General features: G+C 68.2%; 19 protein-coding genes. 4 read left to right on the top strand and 15 right to left on the bottom strand.

What is annotated here, in order from left to right:
• Positions 1–167: 167 nt before the first annotated feature.
• The 6 genes from AC1VNX_RS29440 to AC1VNX_RS29415 all read right to left on the bottom strand — a co-directional run bounded on the left by AC1VNX_RS29440 (position 168) and on the right by AC1VNX_RS29415 (position 8,395).
• Positions 168–3,083, bottom strand: a complete 2,916-nt coding sequence (locus tag AC1VNX_RS29440) for a ribonucleoside-diphosphate reductase subunit alpha (protein WP_483161088.1) — start codon at positions 3,081–3,083, stop codon at positions 168–170.
• A 350-nt stretch (positions 3,084–3,433) separates the two neighbouring features.
• Positions 3,434–4,045 (bottom strand): 1,6-anhydro-N-acetylmuramyl-L-alanine amidase AmpD, encoded by a 612-nt coding sequence (gene ampD, locus AC1VNX_RS29435; RefSeq protein ID WP_301507502.1) that lies wholly within the window; start codon positions 4,043–4,045, stop codon positions 3,434–3,436.
• Positions 4,032–5,615 carry a sigma-54-dependent transcriptional regulator gene (locus AC1VNX_RS29430; protein ID WP_483161087.1) on the bottom strand — a complete coding sequence of 528 codons (1,584 nt, stop codon included), beginning with the start codon at positions 5,613–5,615 and terminating at the stop codon, positions 4,032–4,034. Before AC1VNX_RS29430 ends, ampD begins: the two co-directional genes overlap by 14 nt.
• A 5-nt stretch (positions 5,616–5,620) precedes the next feature.
• A complete protein-coding gene (locus tag AC1VNX_RS29425) occupies positions 5,621–7,318 on the bottom strand; it encodes a two-component system sensor histidine kinase NtrB (protein ID WP_483161086.1) in 1,698 nt (565 codons plus the stop codon).
• Positions 7,315–7,578, bottom strand: coding sequence for a PP0621 family protein (locus AC1VNX_RS29420; RefSeq protein WP_483161085.1), 264 nt, complete (start codon positions 7,576–7,578; stop codon positions 7,315–7,317). Before AC1VNX_RS29420 ends, AC1VNX_RS29425 begins: the two co-directional genes overlap by 4 nt.
• A gap of 1 nt (position 7,579) precedes the next feature.
• Complete coding sequence (locus AC1VNX_RS29415) at positions 7,580–8,395, bottom strand: cytochrome C assembly family protein (protein WP_483161084.1); 816 nt, start codon at positions 8,393–8,395, stop codon at positions 7,580–7,582.
• A 115-nt stretch (positions 8,396–8,510) separates the two neighbouring features.
• Between AC1VNX_RS29415 and ffh the strand changes: the two genes are divergently transcribed.
• A complete protein-coding gene (gene ffh, locus AC1VNX_RS29410; protein WP_483161083.1) occupies positions 8,511–9,899 on the top strand; it encodes a signal recognition particle protein in 1,389 nt (462 codons plus the stop codon).
• A 67-nt stretch (positions 9,900–9,966) separates the two neighbouring features.
• On the opposite strand, the gene AC1VNX_RS29405 is transcribed toward ffh, so the two are convergent.
• Both AC1VNX_RS29405 and AC1VNX_RS29400 read right to left on the bottom strand, forming a co-directional pair.
• Positions 9,967–11,106, bottom strand: a complete 1,140-nt coding sequence (locus AC1VNX_RS29405) for an AAA family ATPase (protein ID WP_483161082.1) — start codon at positions 11,104–11,106, stop codon at positions 9,967–9,969.
• Complete coding sequence (locus AC1VNX_RS29400; protein ID WP_483161081.1) at positions 11,103–12,119, bottom strand: RNA ligase family protein; 1,017 nt, start codon at positions 12,117–12,119, stop codon at positions 11,103–11,105. Before AC1VNX_RS29400 ends, AC1VNX_RS29405 begins: the two co-directional genes overlap by 4 nt.
• Between AC1VNX_RS29400 and AC1VNX_RS29395 the strand changes: the two genes are divergently transcribed.
• A complete protein-coding gene (locus AC1VNX_RS29395) occupies positions 12,118–12,255 on the top strand; it encodes a hypothetical protein (RefSeq protein WP_483161080.1) in 138 nt (45 codons plus the stop codon). The two genes, AC1VNX_RS29400 and AC1VNX_RS29395, sit on opposite strands and share 2 nt — an antisense overlap.
• A 56-nt stretch (positions 12,256–12,311) precedes the next feature.
• On the opposite strand, the gene mdoH is transcribed toward AC1VNX_RS29395, so the two are convergent.
• The 7 genes from mdoH to AC1VNX_RS29360 form a co-directional block, all read right to left on the bottom strand.
• Complete coding sequence (gene mdoH, locus AC1VNX_RS29390; protein ID WP_483161079.1) at positions 12,312–14,324, bottom strand: glucans biosynthesis glucosyltransferase MdoH; 2,013 nt, start codon at positions 14,322–14,324, stop codon at positions 12,312–12,314.
• 5 nt (positions 14,325–14,329) lie between these two features.
• Entirely contained in the window at positions 14,330–14,533 is a 204-nt protein-coding gene (locus AC1VNX_RS29385; RefSeq protein WP_483161078.1) for a hypothetical protein, read from the bottom strand.
• A 193-nt stretch (positions 14,534–14,726) separates the two neighbouring features.
• Positions 14,727–16,115, bottom strand: a complete 1,389-nt coding sequence (locus AC1VNX_RS29380; protein WP_483161076.1) for a sigma 54-interacting transcriptional regulator — start codon at positions 16,113–16,115, stop codon at positions 14,727–14,729.
• On the bottom strand, positions 16,112–16,777 hold the full coding sequence (locus AC1VNX_RS29375) for a hypothetical protein (protein ID WP_483161075.1): 666 nt from the start codon (positions 16,775–16,777) through the stop codon (positions 16,112–16,114). Before AC1VNX_RS29375 ends, AC1VNX_RS29380 begins: the two co-directional genes overlap by 4 nt.
• A 57-nt stretch (positions 16,778–16,834) precedes the next feature.
• Positions 16,835–18,262, bottom strand: a complete 1,428-nt coding sequence (locus tag AC1VNX_RS29370; RefSeq protein ID WP_483161074.1) for a sensor histidine kinase — start codon at positions 18,260–18,262, stop codon at positions 16,835–16,837.
• Positions 18,262–19,611 (bottom strand): tRNA (N6-isopentenyl adenosine(37)-C2)-methylthiotransferase MiaB, encoded by a 1,350-nt coding sequence (gene miaB / locus AC1VNX_RS29365; RefSeq protein ID WP_483161073.1) that lies wholly within the window; start codon positions 19,609–19,611, stop codon positions 18,262–18,264. The genes AC1VNX_RS29370 and miaB overlap by 1 nt, the downstream gene beginning before the upstream one ends.
• A gap of 92 nt (positions 19,612–19,703) precedes the next feature.
• Positions 19,704–20,165: a hypothetical protein gene (locus AC1VNX_RS29360; RefSeq protein WP_483161072.1), complete on the bottom strand. Its 462-nt coding sequence runs from the start codon at positions 20,163–20,165 to the stop codon at positions 19,704–19,706.
• Positions 20,166–20,416: 251 nt separating this feature from the next.
• Here AC1VNX_RS29360 and AC1VNX_RS29355 point away from each other — a divergent pair, with 251 nt between their 5' ends.
• On the top strand, positions 20,417–21,592 hold the full coding sequence (locus AC1VNX_RS29355) for an efflux RND transporter periplasmic adaptor subunit (RefSeq protein WP_483161071.1): 1,176 nt from the start codon (positions 20,417–20,419) through the stop codon (positions 21,590–21,592).
• Positions 21,589–24,756: an efflux RND transporter permease subunit gene (locus tag AC1VNX_RS29350; protein WP_483161070.1), complete on the top strand. Its 3,168-nt coding sequence runs from the start codon at positions 21,589–21,591 to the stop codon at positions 24,754–24,756. Before AC1VNX_RS29355 ends, AC1VNX_RS29350 begins: the two co-directional genes overlap by 4 nt.
• Positions 24,757–24,769 lie beyond the last annotated feature (13 nt).

Here is a 24,769-nt window from a genome sequence, read left to right as displayed (position 1 = left end):
GTGAGTTGCAAAGTGCTCGTTCACATCGCACGCCATTTATGTGGTTGTTATGTTGCTCGCATGCATCGCGCGATGTCAGTCAATGCCTTGATTGATTGAACGTCGCGCGATTTCGCATGCACCTCACTGACTCACTGTCGCGAGCATCGACGCGTTGATCGACGCATTTATTGGCACGCTTCGCAGGTCGGATCGTCCACACCGCAGAACGCGATGTCGGTCGCGGGAATCGCGTTCATCTGTGCTTTTGCTGCTGCAGCAGCGGCTTCGAGCGCGCTCATGCCCGAAGGTGCATCGCTGCCCGACGACACCGCGTTGAGGCGGCCCGACTGCACCGTCGACTTCTCGGCGTGCGTCGCGCTCTGCGTGCGCAGGTAGTACGTGGTCTTCAGGCCGCGCACCCATGCGAGCTTGTAGGTGTCGTCGAGCTTCTTGCCCGATGCGCCGGCCATGTAGATGTTCAGCGACTGCGCCTGGTCGATCCACTTCTGGCGACGTGCTGCGGCTTCCACCAGCCACGTGGTCTCGATCTCGAACGCGGTGGCGTAGAGCGCCTTCACGTCCTGCGGCACGCGGTCGATGGGGCGCAGCGAGCCGTCAAAGTGCTTCAGGTCCATCACCATCACGTCGTCCCACAGGCCCAGGCGCTTGAGGTCGCGCACCAGGTAGTGGTTGATCACGGTGAACTCGCCCGACAGGTTCGACTTGACCGACAGGTTGCCGAAGCAGGGCTCGATCGAAGCGTCCACGCCGATGATGTTCGAGATGGTCGCGGTCGGGGCGATGGCCACGCAGTTCGAATTGCGCATGCCGTCGGCCTTGATCTTCGAGCGCAGCGCGTCCCAGTCGAGGGTGGCCGAGCGGTCGACCTCGACGTAGCCGCCGCGTGCCTTCTCCAGCAGGTCGAGCGAGTCGATCGGCAGCACGCCCTTGTCCCACAGCGAGCCCTTGTAGCTCGAGTACTTGCCGCGTTCGCGCGCCAGCTCGGTCGAGGCCCAGTAGGCGTGGTAGCAGATGGCTTCCATCGACTCGTCGGCGAACTGCACGGCTTCCTGCGAGGCGTAGGGAATGCGAAGTTCGTACAGCGCGTCCTGGAAGCCCATCAGGCCCAGGCCGACCGGACGGTGGCGCAGGTTCGAGTCGCGCGCCTTCTTCACGGCGTAGTAGTTGATGTCGATCACGTTGTCGAGCATGCGCATCGCCGTGGAGATCGTCTTCTTCAGCTTCTCCTGGTCGACCTTGCCGTCCTTCAGGTGCTGCAGCAGGTTCACCGAACCCAGGTTGCACACGGCGGTTTCGGTGTCGCTGGTGTTCAGCGTGATCTCGGTGCAGAGGTTCGACGAGTGAACCACGCCGGCGTGCTGCTGCGGCGAGCGCACGTTGCAGGCGTCCTTGAACGTGATCCAGGGGTGGCCGGTCTCGAACAGCATCGTGAGCATCTTGCGCCACAGGTCGGTCGCCTGGATGGTGCGGCTCGGCTTGATCTCGCCGCGGGCGGCCTTCTCTTCGTAGGCGACGTAGGCCTTCTCGAACTCGGCGCCGAACAGGTCGTGCAGGTCGGGCACGTTGGAGGGCGAGAACAGCGTCCAGGTGCCCTTTTCCATCACGCGGCGCATGAACAGGTCGGGGATCCAGTTGGCCGTGTTCATGTCGTGCGTGCGGCGGCGATCGTCGCCGGTGTTCTTGCGCAGCTCCAGGAACTCCTCGATGTCGAGGTGCCAGGTTTCCAGGTACGTGCAGACGGCGCCCTTGCGCTTGCCGCCCTGGTTCACGGCCACGGCCGTGTCGTTCACCACCTTCAGGAAGGGCACCACACCCTGCGATTCGCCGTTCGTGCCCTTGATGTGGCTGCCGAGCGCGCGAACGCGGGTCCAGTCGTTGCCCAGGCCGCCGGCGAACTTCGACAGCAGCGCGTTTTCCTTGATCGACTCGTAGATGCCGTCCAGGTCGTCGGGCACGGTGGTCAGGTAGCAGCTCGACAGCTGCGAGCGCAGCGTGCCGGCGTTGAACAGCGTGGGCGTGCTCGACATGAAGTCGAACGACGAGAGCACTTCATAGAACTCGATGGCGCGGGCTTCGCGGTCGATTTCGTTCAGCGACAGGCCCATGGCCACGCGCATGAAGAAAGCCTGCGGCAGCTCGATGCGGGTCTTGCGCACGTGCAGGAAGTAGCGGTCGTACAGGGTCTGCAGGCCGAGGTAGTCGAACTGGTTGTCGCGTTCGGCCTTCAGCGCCGCGCCCAGGCGGGGCAGGTCGTACTGCAGCAGCTTCTCGTCGAGCAGGTCGTTGTCCACGCCCTTCTTGATGAACTGCGGGAAGTAGTCGGCGTACGCGGTGGCGCGCTCGGCCGGCATCACTTCGCGGCCGACGATCTCCTTGAAGATCGTGTGCAGCAGCAGGCGCGCGGTGGCGAAGGTGTAGTCGGGGTCCTTCTCGATCAGCGTGCGGGCCGCCAGGATCGAGGCCTTGTAGACCTCGTCGAGCGGCACGCCGTCGTACAGGTTGCGCATCGTCTCGGCGACGATGGGGGCGGCCGTGATGCTGTCGCCCAGACCTTCGCAGGCCGACTCGATCAGGCTCTTGAGCTCGTTCAGGTCGAGCGCGACCAGCTCGCCCTTGTCCAGCACGTGCAGCGCGGGAGCGGCCGGCACTTCCTGCTCGCCCTGCTTCGAGCGCTCCTGCGTGCGGCGTTCGCGGTACAGCACGTAGGCGCGGGCGATCTCATGGTGGCCGCCGCGCATCAGGCCGAGTTCGACCTGGTCCTGCACGTCCTCGATGTGGAAGGTGCCGCCGCCCGGACGCGAACGCACCAGCGCGCGGATCACGCCCTGCGTGAGCGTGTCGACCGTTTCGCGCACGCTGGCCGAGGCCGCGCCCTGGGTGCCGTGCACGGCCAGGAAGGCCTTCATCATCGCGATGGCGATCTTGTTCGGCTCGAAGGGAACGACGGCGCCGTTGCGGCGGATGATCTGGTAGTGGGCCAGGTTCTGGCTGGTGGGGGAGCCAGCAGTGTCTCGCTGCTGTTGCAATGGCGTGGAGGGAACGGCACGCGGGGTCGATTGGGGGTTCAGGGCTGTTTGCATTCGCTTCCTCTCGGTTGGCAATTCTTGTTGGATGGCGGCACCTGGGCCGGCGCCGCACCGGTGTACGGGACCGGACGGAGGACACTATATCTAGGGTGCAGGGGGCATACAACCCACTAGATGTAGCGTTTTCCAATGGATACAAGGATTGCCGGTATTACTTCCGCAATAGAACACCTGCAGAGATGCCCCATGAATACTGGCCTATGGTCCCGCAACCCGCATGGGCCGTGGCTTGCAGGCCGATTTGGGCCTGCAGGGCGCATGGTTGCTGCATTGCGCGCCTGAAACTTTCTCTTTGCTGCGGCGCGGGAGCGGCGCATCGCAAGGCGTTGCGCGATTGAAAAAAATTAGCGCCGGATCACCTGCTCGGGAAACATCTGTGGATTCCAGCCGAGCTGTTCGCGCAGCAAGCGCCAGTCGAAGCCGGTGCCCGGGTCCTGCTTGCGGCCCGGCGCGATGTGCTCGTGGCCGGCGATGTGCGCGACAGGAAAGTGCTGCGCGACGGCGGCGCACAGGCTGGCGAGCGTCTCGTATTGCGGCTCCTCGAAGGGCTGGCCTTCCAGGCCCTCGAGCTCGATGCCGATGGAGTCGTCGTTGCAGTTGCCGCGGCCGCGCCAGGACGACACGCCCGCATGCCAGGCGCGGTCGTCGCAGCTCACGAACTGCCAGAGTTCGCCGTTGCGCCGCACGTAGAAATGCGACGAAACCTCCAGCCCGCGAATCGACTGGAAGTAGGGGTGCGCGTCCCAGTCGAGCCGGTTGGTGAAGAGCCGCTGCACCGCATCGCCGCCGTACTCGCCGGGTGGCAGGCTGATCGAGTGCAGCACGATGAGGTCGATCTGAGCGCCCTGCGGCCGGGGCCCGAAATTGGGTGAGGGCAGCGCCTTCGCGAAGCGGTACCAGCCGGCCTGCCAGAGTGCGTCGCCGGGCGCCGCGGGGGCTTCTTCACTCGTCGGCATGGCTGCTGCTCGCGCCATCGTCGCCGTTGGGCGTGGTGATGCCCAGCCGCGCGATGCGGTAGCGGATCTGGCGCAGGCTCATGCCGAGCCGTGCGGCGGCCGCGGTGCGGTTGAAGCCGCTCTCGTGCAGCGCGCGCACGAGAATTTCGCGCTCCTGCTGGTCGAGGTAGGCCTGCAGGTCGGAAGGCAGCGGCGGCGGTGCGGCCTTGGGAGGTGCCACCACTGGTGCGCTCGGCGCCGGTGCCGGTGCCGGCACCGCCAGTGCTTCGGCACCGATGGGCGACAGCGGCGCCGGCGCGGAAGACGCAGCGGCTTCGGCCGCGGCCGTGAAGCCGCCCATCAAATCCAGATGCAGCTCGTCGCCATCGTTCAGCGCCACCGCGCGGTGCAGCAGGTTTTCGAGTTCGCGCACGTTGCCGTTCAGCGGATGCTGCGCGAGGCGGCGCAGCAGCTCGTCGGACAGGTGCGGCACCGGCAGGCCCCCGTCCTGTGCGATGCGCGAGAGCAGCGCGCTGCACAGCGCGGGCAAGTCCTCGCGGCGGTCGCGCAGCGCGGGCACCGCGATCTCGATCACGTTGAGGCGGTAGAAAAGGTCTTGCCGGAAGCGCCCGGCCTGCACCTCGGAGTGCAGGTCCTTGTGGGTGGCGCTGACGATGCGCACGTCGACGGCATCTTCCTGCGTCGAGCCGATCGAGCGCACGCTGCGCTCCTGGATCGCGCGCAGGAGCTTCGACTGCATGGCCAGCGGCAGGTCGCCGATCTCGTCGAGAAAGAGCGTGCCGCCGCGCGCGGCCTGGAAGTAGCCGTCGCGGTCCTGCGAGGAGCCGGTGTAGGAGCCCTTCTTCGCGCCGAAGAACTCGGCCTCGAGCAGGTTCTCGGGAATCGCGCCGCAGTTCACCGCGACGAATGGGCCTTCGCTGCGCTGGCTGCAGGCATGCACCGCGCGCGCGACCAGCTCCTTGCCGGTGCCCGATTCGCCGCGTACCAGCACCGGCGCCATGCCGCGCGCCACCTTGGCGATGCGCGACTTGACCAGCCGCATCGGCTCCGATTCGCCCACCAGCCGGTCGAGCGCGGCGATGCCGGTGCCGGATGTGGGCGCCGCAATTTCGCTGCCTGCACTGCCGGAGTTCGCGGGTGCGGTCTGAGCGGGTTTGGCCACCGGCTGCGGCGCCGACCGCGCCTGCACGGCGGAAGCCACGACCGCGCGGAACTGCTTCAGGTCGACCGGCTTGGTGAGGTAGTCGAAGGCGCCGGCCTTCAGCGCTTCGACCGCGTTCTCGGCGGAGCCGTAGGCCGTCATCACCACGCAGCGCTCGCTGCGCTGGTCTTTCTGGATGCGGTGGATGATCTCCATGCCCTGTCCGTCGGGCAGCCGCATGTCGGTGATCACCGCGTCGAAGCGCGCGGCCTCCAGGTGCTGCCAGGCTTCCGAGACGCTGCCCGCCGCCTCCACGCGATAGCCTTCGCGCAGCAGCGTCAGTTCGTACAGCGTGCGCAGGTCGGGCTCGTCGTCGATGACCAGGATCTGCGCCGGCCGCTGGGTGGAAGAAGAGGGGGAGGTGCTCACGGGCGCTATTGTGTCAGCCGGTTTTCGCTGGGGGCAAAGCTGACGAAGAATTCGTTGCCCTCGGGCCCGCCCGGCACCAGCGCGCGGCGTTCGTAGCCGATGGTGGCCCCGTGCCGCCGGCAAAGCTCGCGGCACAGGAAGAGACCCAGTCCGCTGGAGCGGCTTTCGGAGGAGAAGAAGGGCTCGAACAGGTGCCGCTGCACCGCGGGTTCGAGCGGCGCGCCGTCGCTCCATACCATCAGGCTCGGCCGGGCGACGCCGCTTCGCTGCATCGCGGTCAGCACCTGGATCGCGCCTTCGCGCGTGCTGGCGTAACGCGATGCGTTGTCCAGCAGGTTCACGATCAGCCGGCGCAGGTGCTCGGCGTCGAAGCGCACTTCGCTCGCGGGTGCGTCGAGCGACATCAGCACGCCCTTGCGCTGCGTCTGGCGCACCCATTCCTCGGCCAGCACCTGCACCGCCGGGTCGAGCACCAGCTGCTCGCCGAGTGAGAGTACGCGCTGCTGGCGCGCGCGGGAAACGTCGAGCACGTCGTCCACGATGCGCGCGAGGCGCTGCGCGTTGTGCTGAACCATGCTCGTGAGCTTGCGGTGCGCCGGGTCGGTCAGGTCTTCGTTGAGCAGCGCGCTGGCCTGCGTGATGGCGGCCAGCGGATTGCGGATCTCGTGGGCCACGGCCGCCGACATGCGGCCCATCGCCGCCAGCTTCTCGGTGCGGATGCGGGCCTCGAGCTCGCGCAGGTCCTGCAGGAACATCACGCACAGGCTGTCCGCGCGCTTCTCGCTGGTGGGCGTGAGCCGTGTGCGCACGCGCACCTCGCGCGCCGCGCCGCGCGCCTGCGCCACGGGGATTTCCTCGGTCTGCGGCGCCCGGCGCGCGAAGGTCTGGCGCGCCAGAGCTGCGAGTGCATGCCAGGCCGGCTGGGCATGCAGCGGGAAGGGCAGCGTCAGCCTGGCCAGGCCCTGGCCGAGGATGGCGTCGGCCGCCGGGTTCGCCGCGTGCACCAGGCCTTCGGCGTCGATCACCAGCACGCCTTCGCTCAGCGTCTCGATCACCAGGTCATTGACCTGCGCCTGCATCTGCGCGCTGCTGCGGTTGCGCTGCGCCACCGCTTCCTCGCGTGCGAGCCGGCGGGCCATTTCGTGGGCGAGCAGCGCCACCACGAAGAAGCCGGTGCCAGTGAGCGCCGCCTGCACGAAGCGCGGCGACGAATCGACCGGCTGCTGCAGCCAGTGCCAGCCCGCGTCGGCCAGCAGCAGCAGCGTGACGGTGGCGGTGGTGCCCAGGCTCACGATCATGCTGCCCAGCACCGCGCTCATGAGCACCGGCAGCGCGAAGAGCGGCGTGTAGTTGACGTTGCCGCCCTGCAGCACCTGCAGAGCGGTGAAGGCCGCCAGGTCGATGCCGATGGTCATCAGCCACGGCGTGGTGAAGCCGCGGATCGGCGGCTGGAAGCGCGAGTAGCGCATGCCCAGCCAGGTCGCGGCCAAGTAGAGGGCTGAGACCGCGATGGCTGCCGTCTGCATCGTCTGCCCGATCGCGAAGGCTACGCCCTGCAGCAGCACCAGCACCAGCGCGACGAAGCAGCGCGCGCCCATGAAGCCGCGCCAGAGCCGGACCAGCGCCGAACTGTCGCCCGGGCCCTGGTCGAGCACGTCCCAGTCTGTGACCGGCTCGCCGCGCGACCAGAGGGGCGTGCTCATTGCTGCGTGGCGGCTTCGCGGTGCGCGGTGCTGCAGTAGACCGCGCCGCCGGGGCCGGCGATGGCTTCGGTTGCCGGCAGGTGCAGGCCGCAATGGGCGCAGCGCACCATGGCCTGCGGCGCTCCGGCCGGCGCGGGCGTGCGCTGCTGCGCCTGCTTGGCCGCGCGCTCGCGCATGGCGTCCTGCATTTCTTCGCGCCGGTTCTTGCGCCAGAGCCAGATCGCGACCCAGAGCACCGCGAGGACGAGGAGGTATTTCATTTCAGACGGGAGGGCGTGCCAGCACGACTTCGAGCACGAAGCGCGAACCCACGTAGGCCAGCAGCAGCAGCGCCGAGCCGGCGTACAGCACGCGGCGAGCGGTGCGGCCGCGCCAGCCGAAGCGGGCCCGGCCGATCAGCAGGATCGCGAAGGTGAGCCAGGCGAGCACGGAGAAAGTGGTCTTGTGGTCCCACTTCCAGACGCGGCCGGCGGCGCCGTACAGCTGCTCGCTGAACAGCAGGCCGGCCAGCAGCGTGGCCGACAGCAGCACGAAGCCGGCGGTGACGAAGCGGAAGGTGAGCCGTTCGAGCGTGAGCAGCGGCACGCCGCCCTGAGGCTCGGCGGCGGCGGCCAGGCGGATCTGCTTTTCTGCGCGGGTGATCAGCCAGGCATGCACCACGGCCGCGCCGAACAACCCGTACGACGCGATGCCCAGCGCCAGGTGCAGCGGCAGCCACGGCGAGGCCGTCACGTGCAGCGGCGTGCCCGGAAACAGGATGGCCAGCAGCACGGCGGCCGCGCCCAGCCAGGCGAGCGCACGCCGCACCTTCAGCTGCGGATACATGCGGCTTTCGACCGCATAGACCGTGAGCACCAGCCACGCCGTGACCGACAGCGCGGGCGCGAAACCGAAGCGCGGCTCGCTGCCGATGAGGCCGTGGGCCAGCACCGCGGCATGCAGCAGCCATGCGATTCCGAGTGCCCATTGGGCTGATTGGCGGCTGAATCTGGCGCCGGCGGCGGCGACAAAACCGTAGGCAACCGCTGTGGCGATGCCCAGCGCCACGCCGAGCGGGGAGGGGATCGCTAAAATCATCGGCCGGAGTTTAGCGTCTCGCTCTTGCGTTCCCGGCGCCCGGCTTCAAGTTCTTTCCCGTCTCCCAGGCTTCTCATCCGGCCCGCACCGCAGCGGGCAGCAAGGCATCCCCCTCATGGCCACCGCCCTCACAGAAAAGTTCTCCCGCCTCGTCAAGACGATGAGCGGCCAGGCCCGCATCACCGAAAGCAACGTGCAGGACATGCTGCGCGAGGTGCGCATGGCGCTGCTGGAAGCCGACGTGGCGCTGCCCGTGGTGCGCGACTTCGTCGCCCGCGTGAAGGAAAAAGCGCTCGGCCAGGAAGTGCTGGGCTCGCTCAAGCCGGGCCAGGCGCTGGTCGGCATCGTCAACCGCGAACTCGCCGCCACCATGGGCGAGGGCGTCTCGGACATCAACCTCGCGGCCCAGCCGCCGGCGGTGATCCTGATGGCCGGCCTGCAGGGCGCCGGCAAGACCACCACCACCGCCAAGCTGGCCAAGCACCTGATCGAGAAGCGCAAGAAGAAGGTGCTCACGGTGTCGGGCGACGTGTATCGCCCCGCCGCCATCGAGCAGCTCAAGACTGTGACGAAGCAGGCCGGTGCCGAGTGGTTCCCGAGCACGCCCGACCAGAAGCCGCTGGACATCGCGCGCGCCGCGCTCGACCACGCCAAGCGCCACTATTTCGACGTGCTGCTGGTCGACACGGCCGGCCGCCTGGCCATCGACGAAGTGCTGATGGCCGAAATCAAACAGCTGCACGCCGCGCTCGACCCGGTCGAAACCCTGTTCGTGGTCGATGCCATGCAGGGCCAGGACGCGATCAACACCGCCAGGGCCTTCAAGGAAGCGCTGCCGCTCACCGGCATCATCCTGACCAAGACCGACGGCGACTCGCGTGGCGGCGCGGCGCTGTCGGTGCGCCAGGTCACGGGCGTGCCGATCAAGTTCGCCGGCGTGAGCGAGAAGATCGACGGCCTGGAAGTGTTCGACGCCGAGCGCCATGCGGGCCGCATCCTCGGCATGGGCGACATCGTCGCGCTGGTCGAGCAGGTCACGGCTGGCGTCGACGTGGCGGCGGCGCAGAAGCTCGCCGCCAAGGTCAAGAGCGGCGCGGGCTTCGACCTCAACGACTTTCTCGGCCAGTTGCAGCAGATGAAGCAGATGGGCGGGCTCTCCAGCCTCATGGACAAGCTGCCCACGCAGATGGCCGCCAAGGCCAGCGAGGCCGACCTGAGCCGTGCCGAGCGCGACATCCGCCGCAAGGAAGGCATCATCAACAGCATGACGCCGCTGGAGCGCCGCAAGCCCGAGCTGCTGAAGGCCACGCGCAAGCGCCGCATTGCCGCTGGTGCCGGCGTACAGGTCCAGGAAGTGAACCGCCTGCTCAACGAGTTCGAGCAGATGCAGGGCATGATGAAGAAGATGAAGGGCGGCGGCCTCATGAAGATGATGAAGCGCATGGGCGGCATGAAGGGCCTGGGTGGAATGGGTGGTCCCGGCGGCCCGAAGCTGCCGTTCTGAGCGGCGCGCTCCACGCACACATATATATAGAGGGCCCGCCGGTGCGAACCGGCGGGCCCTCTGTCTTTCAGGTCTGAACCTCGTAGACCGTCTCGTGCGCTTCCACCGGCGCCGGCAGCTCCCAGCGGTGCAGCATGCGCTCGATGCCCGCGTTCGACAGCGTGGTGTCGCGCTCGCGGTTGCGGCGCATCAGCTCCGGGTGCGGCACTTCCAGGTACACCAGCTCGATGTGCGCGTGGTAGGCCCACAGCAGGTCGAGCGTCTTGGTGCGCATCTGCTGGCTCAGGTGCGTGGCGTTCCAGACGAAGCGCTCCTGCCTGCGCAGCAGCGCCTTCGCCTGATCGACCGCATGGTGCGCGGCGAGCCCGTCGTTCTCGCCGTGCTTCAGGCCGAGTTCGGCGCGGGCATCGTCGAAGGACACCACGGGCCAGTCCTTGCGATGTTGCGCCACCCAGTGGTTCTTGCCGCTGGCGGGCAGGCCGCACATCACCGTCACCTGTGAGCCGGCGTTCTGGAACAGCGGGTAGTCGGGGCTGGTGTCGGCGCCGCGGAAGTAGGCCAGGCGCGTGTGGGCGTCGGCCATCTTCCTCGGGCCGCTCCAGCAGCCTTCCTCCTGCGCCAGCTGCTCGAAGAGCGCGATGTCGGCCATGCTGTCCGCGCGCTTCTCGTAGTGGCGCCCGAGCATGTCGCAGCGCGCCACGCAGCACAGGTCGGGCAGGCTCAGCTCCCACGAGAGCTTGTGAACCAGCCACTCAGGCCGAACGCCCTTGCGCGAGGCGAAGGCGTGGAACGGCACCTGGTGCACCGCGATGATCCGGCACACCGCCTCGCGCAGCGCGAAGGGCACGCGGGCCTTCCACATCAGAACGCGCACGTCGACCGAGCCCCGGCGCGAGTGGCCCGGCTGGCCGATGCGGCCGCTGGCTTCGTCGATCACCGTGGTGTCGGGCTTGGCGATGTCGTGCAGCAGGCAGGCCATGAACAGCACGAAGCGGCCGTCGGCATCGGCGCGGCGGTAGTGCTCGTCCTGCATCAGGGCGTCGAGCACCATGCGCGTGTGGATTCCGACGTTGCCTTCGGCGTGGTAGTACGGGTCCTGCGGCGTCTCTTCGAGGCACAGCAGGGCCGGCAGCAGGTCGCAGCATTGCGCCCAGTCGGTGTCCTTGCCGGGCTCGGGCACCAGGGCGCGCAGATCGTCGAAGTTCATCGCTTCCTCCCCGTGGTTGTCAGCCCGGCCGGGTCGCGCAAGGTGCGCAGGCCCAGGTCCTGCCATGTCACCAGCGGCGTCGGCGCGTAGAGGTCCACGCCTGGCGCGAGCTGGTTGGGCAGCACCGGCCGGCGGCTGTGGTGCGAGCCCGAGTCGAGGATGGTCTGGACGAAATCCGGGCGCACCCACTTGTAGCGGCCCGTCACCCGGCGGTCCGACTCGGTCTTGAGGTACAGGCCCTCGGCGAGGTCGGACAGGTCGGTCTGCTGCCGCACCAGGTCGAGCGGCTGGCCTTCCTGCGCCACGGCGGCCTCGAAGGCGGGCTTCCAGTCCGCGCTGCGTGCCAGCGAGGGCCGCACCAGCGTCTGCAATGCCTTCGCGCTGCGTGGCATTTCGCCTTCGTAGAGCACGGGCACCGGCAGCACCGGGCTTCCGGCGAGCAGCGCATGCCGCGCCGGCGTCGACAAAAAGCACTGCGCCTGCCGGTCGTAGAGATCGAACTCGAGGAAGAAGGCCGGCAGCCGGTCGTACCAGCAGCTGTGCTTGGCGAAGCACCACTCGCCGTACATCACGTAGCGGTCTTCGAGCCGCTCCAGCAGTGCCGCTTCATGCGCGGCAGCCCAGTGCTTGAACAGGTTGAACTGGCGCTCGCCCGCGCCGCCCGCGAGATAGTGGCCGCGCGACTGCAGCAGCAGCTCGCCGGCGGAGGTGAACGATACGGCTGCATTGGCGCCATCGAGCTTTTCCTCGATGACGACGTGCATGCCTTGCAGTTCCGACAGCGGCGTCTGGCCGTCGTCGCTGTCCCCGGCCTGCAGCCGGGAGCCTTCCAGGTGCGCAGTACGCGGGTACTTGAGCAGCGGGATCGATGAAAGAGAAGAGGAGGAAGAGGAAACACGTTGGTTCTCCGGATGCGAATCAGGAAAGACCGACAACGTGCGGGAGCGAAGCTGGGAGCTGGAAAGCGGGGAACGGATTGCGGTCAGCGGAAAGCGCAGCTTGGCGCCCGACATGACCAGCAATGAAGCGGCGTTGTCGGCGTCAGAGGGTGATGACGGCGAGACGGGGCACTTGGCGCTCCTGTGGATCGAGGAGATCCGTGGGTGGATGAAAAAGAAGTGCGCGATTCTAGCGATGCGCGCGCCATGAAAAAAGCCGGCGCAGCGGCCGGCTTCTTTCGGGGGCTGAGTTTCAGCTTCAGCGCATCAGGCTGCAGCCAGAGCCGCAGGGCGGGCGAGACGCAGCGCGTGCATCCAGGCGCGGCGCAGCACGGCCGGCGAACGCGATTCCTCGGGAATCAGCAGGTAGCCGCGGTCGCGCAGCGTGGTGCCCAGCGCGATCTGGCTGGTCAGCACGGTCAGCGGGATCGCCAGCAGCAGCGGCAGGCCGACAGGCATGAGCCAGATCAGAGCGCTCGGGTCGATCATCGCGACGCCGACGGCCAGCATCGCGATCACCAGCGTCATGGGCGCCAGCTGCGATGCAGCGACCTTCCACGGCACGGCGGCGGCTTCACGCGGGGGCGACTTCCAGTCGAGCTTGATGCCGGTGAGGGCGACCAGCACGAAGAGCGAGTGGGCCAGCATGCGGACGGGCGCCTGCACGATGGCGAGCACGCTTTCCATCACCGAGCTCTTCACCAGGCCCCACACACCGCCGTACTGGCGTTGCTCGCCGCGCATCAGCACGGCGGCGATGCCCAGCACGCGAGGCAGGAACAGCAGGCACAGGGTCCAGATCCACAGGCCGGCCAGTTCGGCGGGCAGCACGCTCCAGCTCGAGACCAGGCTCGAACCGCTCAGCCACAGGGCCGTGCCCAGCGTCAGGAACGCGAGCCACAGCGGAGCGGAGACGTAGGCCATGGTGCCGGTCACGAACATCGCGCGGTGCACGGAGTGGATGCCGGGCTCGGCCATCAGGCGGGCGTTCTGCAGGTTGCCCTGGCACCAGCGGCGGTCGCGCTGCAGCTCGGCCAGCAGGTCCGGCGGTTGCTGCTCGTAGCTGCCGACCAGGTCGGACACCAGCCACACGTGATAGCCGGCACGGCGCATCAGCGCGGCTTCGACGAAGTCGTGCGACATGATGCCGCCCGACATGCCGCCGGTGCCCTTGATCGGGGCCAGCGCGCAGTGCTTCATGAAGGGCTCGACGCGGATGATCGCGTTGTGGCCCCAGTAGTGCGATTCGCCCAGCTGCCAGAACTGCATGCCCAGCGTGAACAGGCGGCCCGTCACGCGGGAAGCGAACTGCTGTGCGCGGGCGTGCAGCGTGACGTGGCCGATGGCCTGCGTCGCGGTCTGGATGATGCCGGCGGTGGGGTTGGCTTCCATCAGCTTGACCATCGAGGTCAGGCAGTCGCCGCTCATCACCGAGTCGGCGTCGAGCACGACCATGTAGCGGTAGTCCTTGCCCCAGCGGCGGCAGAAGTCGGCGACGTTGCCGGCCTTGCGGTGCGTGCGGCGGGTGCGCAGGCGGTAGTACACCTCGACCTGCGGCTGGTTCGGGCTCTCGGCGAGCGCGGCGCGCAGGTCTTCCCAGGCGGCGCGCTCGGCGGCGGCGGTCTCGGGGTTGTAGCTGTCGGACAGCACGAACACGTCGAACTGCTTCGCGTGGCCGGTGGCCGCGACCGATTCGCAGGTGGCGCGCAGGCCGGCGAACACGGTGGCCACGTCCTCGTTGCAGATCGGCATGATGATCGCGGTGCGTGCCTCTGGGTTCATCGGGTGGTGGGCCACCTGCTTCGCCGAGAGGGAGTGCTTGTCACCGCGCACGGAGACGTAGAAGCCCATGAGCGCGGTCACGAAGCCGGTGACGACCCAGCCCGACAGCAGGCCGTACAGGCCGATCTGGCCGTATTCGAGCCAGAGGTTGTCGTAGTCGGGCTGCACGCTGGCGAAGAGCGACGACGCGATCACGGTGCTCAGCAGCGTGAGCATCATGAAGGCGAAGCGGCGGCGGGCTGCGGCGCGCTGCCAGGGCTGCTTCGCTTCGTTGGCGGGGTGAGCGCCGGCTTCGGCGTCACGGCCCGCGCCGAGCTTGACCAGCGCGGCAGTGCCGAGGCTGTTCCAGAAACCGCGCCAGGGGCGGGGCGTCATGGAGCCGCGGTTGACCGGGGGGGCGGTGACCGAGTTGGGATGGCGTTCTTCGCGAACCGGGCTCCGGCGCGAGAAATCGGTATCGGCCAGCACATTCAGTTGGGAGAAGTCGTTCGGCTTCATGTGATTTACCAACGTTGCTTGTCGAGGGAAGGGGTGTCGCCAATGGCAGGAAAGCGCTTGATCACGCAATCCGGTTCAGCGCCGCCGGCGCTTGCGAGCGCGGCCAGCGAATGACCCACGGCGCGGGGCCGCGAGGGGGAAAACTGCTTTTGACGCAGGCCGTCGCGCTGCTGGCGCAGTGCGAAAGATGGGCTGGTAAGTGCTGTCATGCCTGTACAGGGGCAAACCCTGTGCCAGGCTGGGAAAATGCTTTCAAATCAACAACTTGGAGCGATCCGAAGGCATTTTTCGGGGCCCGAGGCCGCCGGATGGCCTCAAAACCCCTGTTTTTGTCGCCGAATCCCGACAAGCCGCGAGGGCGGGTAGGGATAGGCCATATAAATCAACGACTTAGCAGCGTCGCTACTCGGCGACAGCATCTCCACCGCCAGCGACAGCGTCGGCCTTGAAGTGGCCCGGAGTGAGCTCGTGCTTCTGCAAAAGCCGGTAGAACTCGGTGCGGTTGCGGTCAGCCAGGCGGGCCGCGTCGGCCACGTTGCCGTCCGTCAGTTTCAGCAGGCCGACGAGGTAGTCGCGCTCGAAACGCTGCTTGGCCTCGGCGTAGGTCTGCACCTCCACCGTCGGCACGCGCAGCGCCCGCTGCACCAGCGCCAGCGGGATCAGCGGCGAACTCGACAGCGCGCAGACCTGCTCCACCACGTTGTAGAGCTGTCGCACGTTGCCCGGCCAGGCGGCCATGGTCAGCGCCTTCAGCGCCTCGGGCGCGAAGCCCGAGAGCCGCTTGCCGTACTTGGCCGACAGGCGCTGCAGGAAGTGATTGGCCAGCAGCGGGATGTCTTCGCGGCGTGCCGACAGCGGCGGCAGCGTGAGCGTCACCACGTTCAGCCTGTAGTACAGGTCCTCGCGGAACTGGCCCGCCTCCATTGCGGCGTCGAGGTCGCGGTGGGTGGCCGAGACGATGCGCACGTCGACCTGGATCGACTGGCTCGCGCCCAGCGGCCGCACCGCGCGCTCCTGCAGCACGCGCAGCAGCTTGACCTGCAGCGCAGGCGGCATGTCTCCGATTTCATCGAGCAGCAGCGTGCCGCCGTCGGCCTGCTGGAACAGGCCTTTGTGATTCGCGTGGGCGTCGGTGAACGCGCCCTTCATGTGGCCGAAGAGTTCCGATTCGAGCAGCGCCTCGGGAATGGCGCCGCAGTTGACCGCCACGAAGGGCTTGTCGGCGCGCGCGCTGGCCTTGTGGATGGCGCGCGCCAGCATTTCCTTGCCAGCGCCCGAGTCGCCGCGCAGCAGCACAGAGGCGTCCGACTTGGCGACCATGCGCGCTTCGGCCAGCAGCTCGGCCATGCGGTTGCTGCGGCTCACGATCTCGGAGCGCCAGCTGTCGTCGCCGGCCTTGCTCGGCGTGGCGGCGGGGGCGCCGAGCGCCAGCGCCTGTGCGATCTTCTCGAGCAGCTCGCGCCCGTCGTAGGGCTTGGTGAGGTAGGTGAAGACGCCGCGCGCCGTGGCTTCCACCGCGTCGGGAATGGTGCCATGCGCGGTCAGCAGAATCACCGGCAGCGAGGGATGGCGCTTGCGGATCTCGTCGAAGAGCTGCAGGCCATCGCGCCCTGGCAGGCGCACGTCGCTCAGCACCAGTTGCGGATGCTCGATTTCGAGCTGCGTGAGCGCTGTCTCGGCCGAGGTGACGGCCGTGACCTGGTAGCCCGCCGAGCTCAGCCGCATCGAGAGCAGCCGCAGCATGTCCGGGTCGTCATCGACCACGAGGAGGCGGGCGCCAGTAGTGCTCATTGATTGGGCTTGCTTGCGTTGGGCGGCGCGGCAGGCACGGCCGACGCCGGGTTGTTGGGCCGCGCGAAGCTGCGCTCGATGGCGCGCAAGGCTTCGATGCGGTCGTTCAGCTGGTCGATGCGGCGCTGGCTGTCGCGCAGTTGCTGCACCTGCTTGTCGCGGTCGTCTTCCACGCGGCGCTGCTCCACGTAGCGGGCGGCGAGCGCGCGCGCCAGCGGCTGCAGCGCCTGCGCCTCGGGCGCGGGGTTGGCGATCACCCGCTGCAGCAGGCCCAGCGCGCGCGCCAGGTCGGCCGGCACGCGGGTCTGCGAGAGCAACAGCGCCAGCTGCATCTGCGCGGTGGGCGAATCGCCGGGGTCGCCCACGCGGGCGATCTCGGCGTTCAGGTCGGCGCCGTTGAGCGGGCGCACCTTGTCGGCGTACGTCAGCATCGACGACACCGGCCCCTGCGTCAGCATCGTGAAGAGCGAAGCGGCGGGCTGCGTGGCCGGCGCCTTGGGTTCGGCCTCCACCGGCATCACGCGCGGCACGACCGGGGGCGGCGGCAGCGCGTCGGCCTCCGCGGGCGGCTTGGGCTGCGAGGCGCAGGCGGCCAGCAGCAGGACGAAAGGCACGGTCATCGCCCCGACGAAGGAGGAACGGCGGACGAACGGAAAAGACATGGGTCGAAGAAAGGACGCGAGGCGTTCGGACAGTATTTGGAGGGGGTGCCGGGGAGGTCAGGCCGTGCGCGGCAGCTCGATGCGGAAGTGGGCACCGGGACCGCCGGGCTGCAGAGTGATGCGGCCCCCGTGGGCTGCAATGTACTCCTGCACGATGGAAAGTCCGATGCCCGTGCCCTTCACCGTGTGCTCGGGCTGGCGCTCGCCGCGGAAGAAGGGTTCGAAGATCCGGTCCCGGTCGCCCTCGGCGATGCCCGGGCCGGCGTCGTTCACGTCGATGTGCACCGCCTCGGGCGTGCCCGACACCGCCAGCGTGATGACACCACCCGTTACCGAAAAGCGGATGGCGTTGCTCAGCAGGTTGGCGATGGCGGTGCCGAGCTTGGCGCGGTCGACCGTGACGGCGATCGGCTCGCCCTCGGCGCGCACGCGCAGGCCGTGCGACTGCCACTGCAGGCGCTGGGCCTCGATCTGCTCCTCGATCAGCGGCAGTAGTTCCGTGCGCTCGCGGCGCAGCTCGCGCGCCTCGAAGGCGGCGGCGTTGAAGCGCAGCAGCGCCTCGATCTGGCCCTGCAGCGCGACGGTGTTCTGCTGCAGGATCTGCGCGACTTCGAGCTGCGCCGGGTTCAGCGGCCCGGTCACGCCGTCTTCGAGCAGCGACACGCCCTCGCGCAGCGCGGCCAGCGGCGTCTTCAGCTCGTGCGACACATGGCGCAGGAAGCGGGCCTTGTCGGCGTCGAGCTCGGTCAGGCGCAGCCGCAGCCATTCGAGTTGCTGCGACACGCGCCGCACGTCGGCCGGGCCGCGGATGTCGATGGGCTCGTCGAGCCGGTTCTGGCCGAGGCCGACGATGGCCTGCTCCAGCCGCTTGAAGGGCCGCGCGAGCCAGATGCCGAAGGCCAGCGCCAGCGCCGCGGCCAGCACGCTGGCGGCCACCACCTCGCGCATCAGCCGGCGGCGCGCGTTCTCGATGCGCCTGGCCAGCGCGTCGTTCTGCGTCTCGATGAGGAACTGCGCCTGCTGCGCCAGGTTGGTGTTGAGCGCGTCGAGTTCGCGGAACTGCATCGCCATTGTGCTCTCGCGGGTGAGCGCGCTGTCGGCGCTGCCGCTCATCAGCCCCTCGATCACGCCGAGCTGGGTGCGCCACATCTCGATGCCGGCGGGCGGCAGGCCGTTCTTCTCCAGCCGGTCCAGCACTTGGTGCGCCTCGCGCGCCGCTTCGTCGAAGCGGCGGCGCAGCACCGCATCGTTCAGCACCAGTGACTGGCGCCCCGCGCGCTCCATCGCCGCGCTGCGCTCGGCCAGAGACTGCGACGCGCCCGACAGGCGCAGCGCGCGCGCGGCCGCGTCGCGGCTTTGGGTCATGAGCACGTCGTACTGCAGCACCGAGCGCAGCGCCACGCCGACCAGCAGTGCGGTGATCAGCAGGAAGGCGAAGAGCAGGAGCTGCTGGAACGAGCCCCGTATGGATGGCCGCTTCGCCATCAGTGGTGCGCGAGCGCCATCGGCGATTCGTTCGTCACGATTTCGCCGCGCAGCGTGTACGCCAGCGAGCGCGTGATGCGCAGGTCGGCCATCCGTCCGACGAGGCGCGCATCACCCTCGAAGTTGACGACGCGGTTGCAGGCGGTGCGGCCCATGAGCTCGTTCGCGTCCTTGCGCGAGGCGCCTTCCACCAGCACGCGCTGCGTGGTGCCGACCAGGGCCTGGCCGAAGCGCTTGACGTTGGCGTCGATCACGGACTGCAGCGTGTGCAGGCGCGCGAGCTTCACCTCGTGCGGCGTGTCGTCGTGCAGCGCGGCGGCGGGCGTGCCGGGGCGCGGGCTGAAGATGAAGCTGAAGCTGGCGTCGAACTGGCAGTCGTCGATCAGCTTCATCATCTTGTTGAAGTCGTCGTCGCTCTCGCCGGGGAAGCCGACGATGAAGTCGCTGCTCAGCGCGAGTTCGGGGCGGATGGCGCGCAGCTTGCGCACCGTGCTCTTGTATTCCATGGCGGTGTAGCCGCGCTTCATCGCCATCAGGATGCGGTCGCTGCCGTGCTGCACCGGCAGGTGCAGGTGGCTCACCAGCTGAGGCACCTTCGCGTAGGCCTCGATGAGGCGCGGCGTGAACTCGTTCGGATGGCTGGTGGTGTAGCGGATGCGCTCGATGCCGGGGATCTCGGCGACGTACTCGATGAGCAGCGCGAAGTCGGCGATCTCGGCCGTGTCGCCCATCCTGCCGCGATAGGCATTCACGTTCTGGCCCAGCAGCGTGATCTCGCGCACGCCCTGGTCGGCCAGGCCGGCGATCTCGACCAGCACGTCGTCGAGCGGGCGGTTCACTTCCTCGCCACGGGTGTAAGGCACCACGCAGTAGCTGCAGTACTTGGAGCAGCCCTCCATGATCGACACGAACGCGGTCGCGCCCTCGACGCGCGCGGGCGGCAGGTGGTCGAACTTCTCGATCTCGGGGAAGCTGATGTCCACCTGCGGGCGGTCCAGCCGCTCGCGGTCGTTCAGCATCTCGGGCAGGCGGTGCAGCGTCTGCGGGCCGAACACGATGTCGACGTAGGGCGCGCGCGCGATGATGGCCTGGCCCTCCTGGCTGGCCACGCAGCCGCCTACGCCGATCTTCACGCCCTTGGCCTTCAGGTGCTTCACGCGGCCGAGGTCGGAGAACACCTTCTCCTGCGCCTTCTCGCGCACCGAGCAGGTGTTGAACAGGATGAGGTCGGCCTCGTCCACGTTCTGCGTGGGCTCGTAGCCCTGGGCGGCGTTGAGCACGTCGGCCATCTTGTCCGAGTCGTACTCGTTCATCTGGCAGCCGAAGGTCTTGATGAATACTTTTTTCATGGGGAGCTCTCTCTCGTGGCCCTGCGCGAAGGTGTGGGCACGGCGGCAAGGCGCGCGGGAGTCCGCCGCGCCGGCCGTTCTTTCTTGCTTGCTTACTGCGTGTTGACGGTGTCGTTCGAGGTGAACGGCCAGATGTTCAGGAATGGCTTGTCCAGCGATTCGCGGCTGGCGGTGGCTTCGTCGGGCGTGAGGATCCACACCTCGCGCAGCAGCCCGGCGGCGTCGCGCGTGTAGTTGACGAGGTACTTCTGCCCGACGATGGCACCGGGCATCACCAGCATGTTCTGCCCGCTGCGGATGCGGGCGCCTGCGCCCAGGCGGTCAGGCCTGCCGTCGAGCTCGACGTCGGGCGCGTTGGTCACCATGAACTTGCCGCGCAGGGTGCCGATGGGGAAGGTGCGGCCGCCCACGAGCGACTCGTTCTGGGTCTGGGGACGGGGGACTTCGTCCTGCGCGCTGGCGGCAATCGGGAAAAGGCCTGCGGCCGCAATGGCTGCTGTGCAAAGCGCTATGAAAGTGAGAGCATTCGTGGATTGTTTCTTGCAGCGGTTCATGGGGTTTATCCAGAGGCTGTGGACCGGCGATTTTAGCGAGGGGGTCTTCTTCGCTCTGGCCAGCCACAGCAGGTAGTGCGACTTTCGGTTGACCTGCTTTACATTTCTTTACGGTGACCATGAACACCAGGAGTCGGCCGCTGATCCAATAGTCGCTGTCAGCCCAAAGTGCACAAGAACCCATGAAGAAAAATGTCGCCGTCGCCCTTGCGGGCGTGTTGATCGTAGCCGTCGCGGGCGGGTGGTGGAGCATGTCCGCAGACAAGTTCGCCGCGAAGAACGCCAAGGCCCCGGCCGCTGGCGGCGCACCGGCGGGCGGTGGCGCTCCGGCGCTCGTGACGCTGGCCACGGCGAAGAAGCAGGACGTGCCCGTGACCGTGCAGGTCAACGGCAGCGTGGTGTCCCTCAACAGCGTCGACCTGCGCCCGCAGGTGACCAACACGGTGAGCGCGGTGCACGTGAAGGAAGGCCAGTTCGTCAAGGCCGGCCAGCTGCTCTTCTCGCTCGACGACCGCAACGACCAGGCCAACCTCGCGCGCGCGAGGGCGCAGCAGCAGAAGGACGAGGCCACGCTGGCCGACCTGGAGCGCCAGTACAGGCGCAGCCAGGAACTGGTGGCGCAGAACTTCATCGCCAAGAGCGCGGCCGACGCCACGCTCTCGCAGCTCGAGGCGCAGCGCGCGGCGGTGGCCGCCGACCGCGCGGCCGTGCAGTCGGCGCAGGTGGCGCTGGGCTATGCCACGCTGCGCGCGCCCATCGCGGGGCGCATCGGCGCGGTCAACATCTACCCGGGCACGCTGGTGCAGCCGACGCTGTCGCTGGTGACCGTGACCCAGCTCGACCCGATCGCCGTGAGCTTCCCCGTGCCCGAAGGCAACCTGCAAGATTTGCTGGAGGCCGCGCGCTCGCGCTCCAAGGTCGAGGCCGCTGTCACCGGCCGCAAGGAGCCGCTGACCGGCACGCTCGATTTCGTCGACAACACCGTCGATCCGCAGATCGGCACGGTGCGCGCCAAGGCCGTGTTCGCCAACGCCGACCAGAGCCTGTGGCCGGGGCAGTTCGTGGGCACGCGCATCACGGTGCGCACGCTCAACGGCGTCACGGTCGTGCCGGCCGCGGCGCTGATGATGCTGTCCGACGGCGCCTCGCTCTACGTGGTCGACGAGGCGAAGACCGCCACGCGCCGCAAGGTGAAGGCGCTGCACACCTTCGGCACGCAGGTGGCCGTGAGCGGCCTCGAGCCCGGTGAGCAGGTGGTGATCGAGGGCAGCCAGAACGTGCGCCCGGGCGGCAAGGTGCGCGTGGATGCGAAGGCGCCTGCCACTGCGCCAGGCGCTCCGGCGAAGGGCACCACGGGCGTCACGCCCGGCAGCGCCGCGTCCACCGACGGCACCGACATCAAGCCGCCGCGCCAGGAACGCGCATGAACATTTCGGAGCTCTGCATCCGACGTCCGGCGATGACGGTGCTGCTGTCCGCCGCCGTGGTGGTCATCGGCATCTTCGCGTACTTCAGCATCCCCGTCGCCGCGCTGCCCAGCTACAACACGCCGGTCATCAACGTCAACGCGCAGCTGCCGGGCGCCAGTCCGGACACCATGGCGTCTTCGGTGGCGTTGCCGCTGGAGAAGCAGTTCTCGACCATCCCCGGCCTGCAGACCATCAGCTCGGTGAACACGCAGGGCGTGACCTCGCTCACGCTCGAGTTCGTGAGCAGCCGCGACATCGACGCCGCCGCCGTCGACGTGCAGGCCGCGCTGCTGCGCGCCCAGCGCCAGCTGCCGCAGGAGCTGACACAGCTGCCCTCGTACCGCAAGGTGAATCCGGCCGACGCGCCGGTGCTGTTCATCGCGCTGATCTCGCCGTCGATGAATCCGTCGGAGCTCAACGACTACGCCGAGAACCTGATCTCGCCCACGCTCTCGACCATCGACGGCGTGGCGCAGGTGGGCGTGTATGGCCGCAAGGCCTTCGCAGTGCGCATCAAGGCCAACGCCGACCTGCTCAACGCGCGCAACATCACGCTCGACGAACTCGCCAAGGCGGTGAACTCGGCCAACGCCAACACGCCGGTCGGCGTGCTCGACGGCCCGCGCCAGACACTCACCATCCAGGCCAACCGCCAGCTCATGAAGGCGGCCGACTTCGCCAAGCTGATCGTCGGCCAGCGCAACGGCGCGCCGGTGCGGCTGGACGAAGTCGCCACCATCGAAGACAGCTTCGAGTCGGTCAAGACCGCCAGCAGCTTCAACGGGCAGGACTCGATTTCGCTCGCCGTGCAGCGCCAGCCCAACGCCAACACCGTGCAGGTGGTGGACGCGGTGCGCGCGCTCATCCCGCGTTTCAAGGCCGAGCTGCCGCAGTCGGTCGAGATCCAGATGGTGAACGACCGCTCCATCTCCATCCGCGAGGCGGTGCACGACGTGCAGCTCACGCTGCTGGGCACCATCGCGCTGGTGGTGCTGGTGATCTTCCTGTTCCTGCACCGGCTGGTGGCCACGCTGATTCCGGCCGCGACCATTCCGATTTCGCTGATCGGCGCGGTGGCGCTGCTCTACGCCTTCGGCTACAGCCTCGACAACATCTCGCTGCTCGGTATCACGCTGGCAGTGGGCCTAGTGGTGGACGACGCCATCGTGGTGCTCGAGAACATCATGCGCTACGTGGAGAAGGGCATGGACCCGTTCGCGGCGGCGCTGCGCGGCGCGCGCGAGGTGGGCTTCACCATCGTGTCGATCTCGATCTCGCTGGTGGCCGTGTTCATCCCGATCTTCTTCATGCCGGGCGTGATCGGCCTGCTGTTCCACGAGTTCGCCGTGGTGGTCGCGTTGGCGGTGCTGGTGTCGGCGGTGGTGTCGCTCACGCTGGTGCCGATGCTCGCGAGCCGGCTGCTCAAGCAGGTGCCGCGCAAGGAAGGCGCGCTCGACCACGAGGAAGAGCACCCCGAGCCCGGCACTGCCATCGGCCGTGCCTTCGAGCGCGGCTACCGCGCGGTGCACGCGACCTACATGCGCACGCTCGACTGGACGCTGGTGCACCGCAAGGTGATGCTGCTGGCGGCGGCGCTGACCTTCGTCATCACCGGCTGGCTCTTCGCCACCATCCCGAAGGGCTTCTTCCCCGAGGAAGACATCGGCCAGATCCAGATCACGACCGAGGCCGCCGAAGACATCTCCTTCACCGCCATGAAGGCGCTGCAGGACCGCGTGGCCGCAGCGCTCAAGGATGACCCGAGCGTCGACTACGTGAGCTCCTTCGTCGGCGTGGGCGGCCCCACCGCCACGCAGAACTCGGGCCGCCTGTTCGCCGTGCTCAAGCCGCGCAGCGAGCGTCCGCAGATGTCGAAGGTGCTCGAATCGCTGCGCCAGCGCTTCCGCGAGATTCCGGGCATCGCCGTCTACATGCAGCCGGTGCAGAACCTGCGACTGGGCGGGCGCCAGAGCAAGGCGCGCTTCCAGTACACGCTGCAGAGCGTGAACGCGGGCGAGATGGTGCCCTGGGCCACGCGCCTCATGGAGCGCATGCGCGCCGACCCCGACTTCCGCGACGTGACCAGCGACTCGCAGAACCGCGGCCTGCAGGCCACGCTCGACATCGACCGCGACAAGGCCGGCGTGCTCGGCGTGGCGGTGGGCGACCTGCGCACCGCGCTCTACAACGCCTACGGCGACCGCCAGATCGGCAGCATCTACGGCGCGAGCAATACCTACCAGGTGATCCTCTCGGCCGCCGACGACGACCGGCAGTTCGAGGAAGACGTCTCGCGCCTGTCGGTGCGCAGCACCACCGGCAAGCTGGTGCCGCTGTCGGCCTTCTCGACCGTCAAGCGCACCGTGGGGCCGACGGCGGTGAATCACCAGGGCCAGCTGCAGGCGGTGACGGTGTCGTTCAACCTCGCGCCCGACGTGCCGCTGGGCAACGCGACCGCGAAGATCGACCGCTTCAAGGACGAGCTGAAGATGCCGCAGTCGATCATCACCACCTACGGCGGCGACGCAGCGGTGTTCCAGAGCTCGCAGTCGAGCCAGGCCGTGCTGCTGGTGCTGGCGGTGCTGGTCATCTACGTGCTGCTGGGTGTGCTCTACGAGAGCTACATCCACCCGATCACCATCCTGGCGGGCCTGCCCTCGGCCGCGGTGGGCGCGCTGATCTCGCTGAAGCTCTTCGGCTTCGACCTCACGCTCATTGCCACCATCGGCATCCTGCTCTTGATCGGCATCGTGAAGAAGAACGCGATCATGATGATCGACTTCGCCCTGGAGGCCCAGCGCACCGAGGGCATGAAGCCGGTGGATGCGATCCGCGAAGCCTGCCGCCTGCGTTTCCGCCCGATCCTGATGACCACGCTGGCAGCGCTCATGGGCGCGCTGCCTCTGGCGCTGGGCCTTGGCGCCGGTGCCGAACTGCGCCAGCCGCTGGGCGTGGCGGTGGTCGGCGGGCTGATCTTCTCGCAGGTGATCACGCTGTACATCACGCCGGCGATCTACCTCGCGCTGGACCGCTACAGCGGTACGGGGCCGATGGTCGACCTGCCGGGCGAGGCGCAGGCCGAGGCCTCGCACTCGCAGGGCTCCCAGCACTCGCACGCCTGAAGCCGGGGCCGGG

Source organism: Variovorax sp. TLI9-5A, from assembly GCF_056867935.1.
This window is presented reverse-complemented; position numbering and strand designations above follow the sequence as displayed.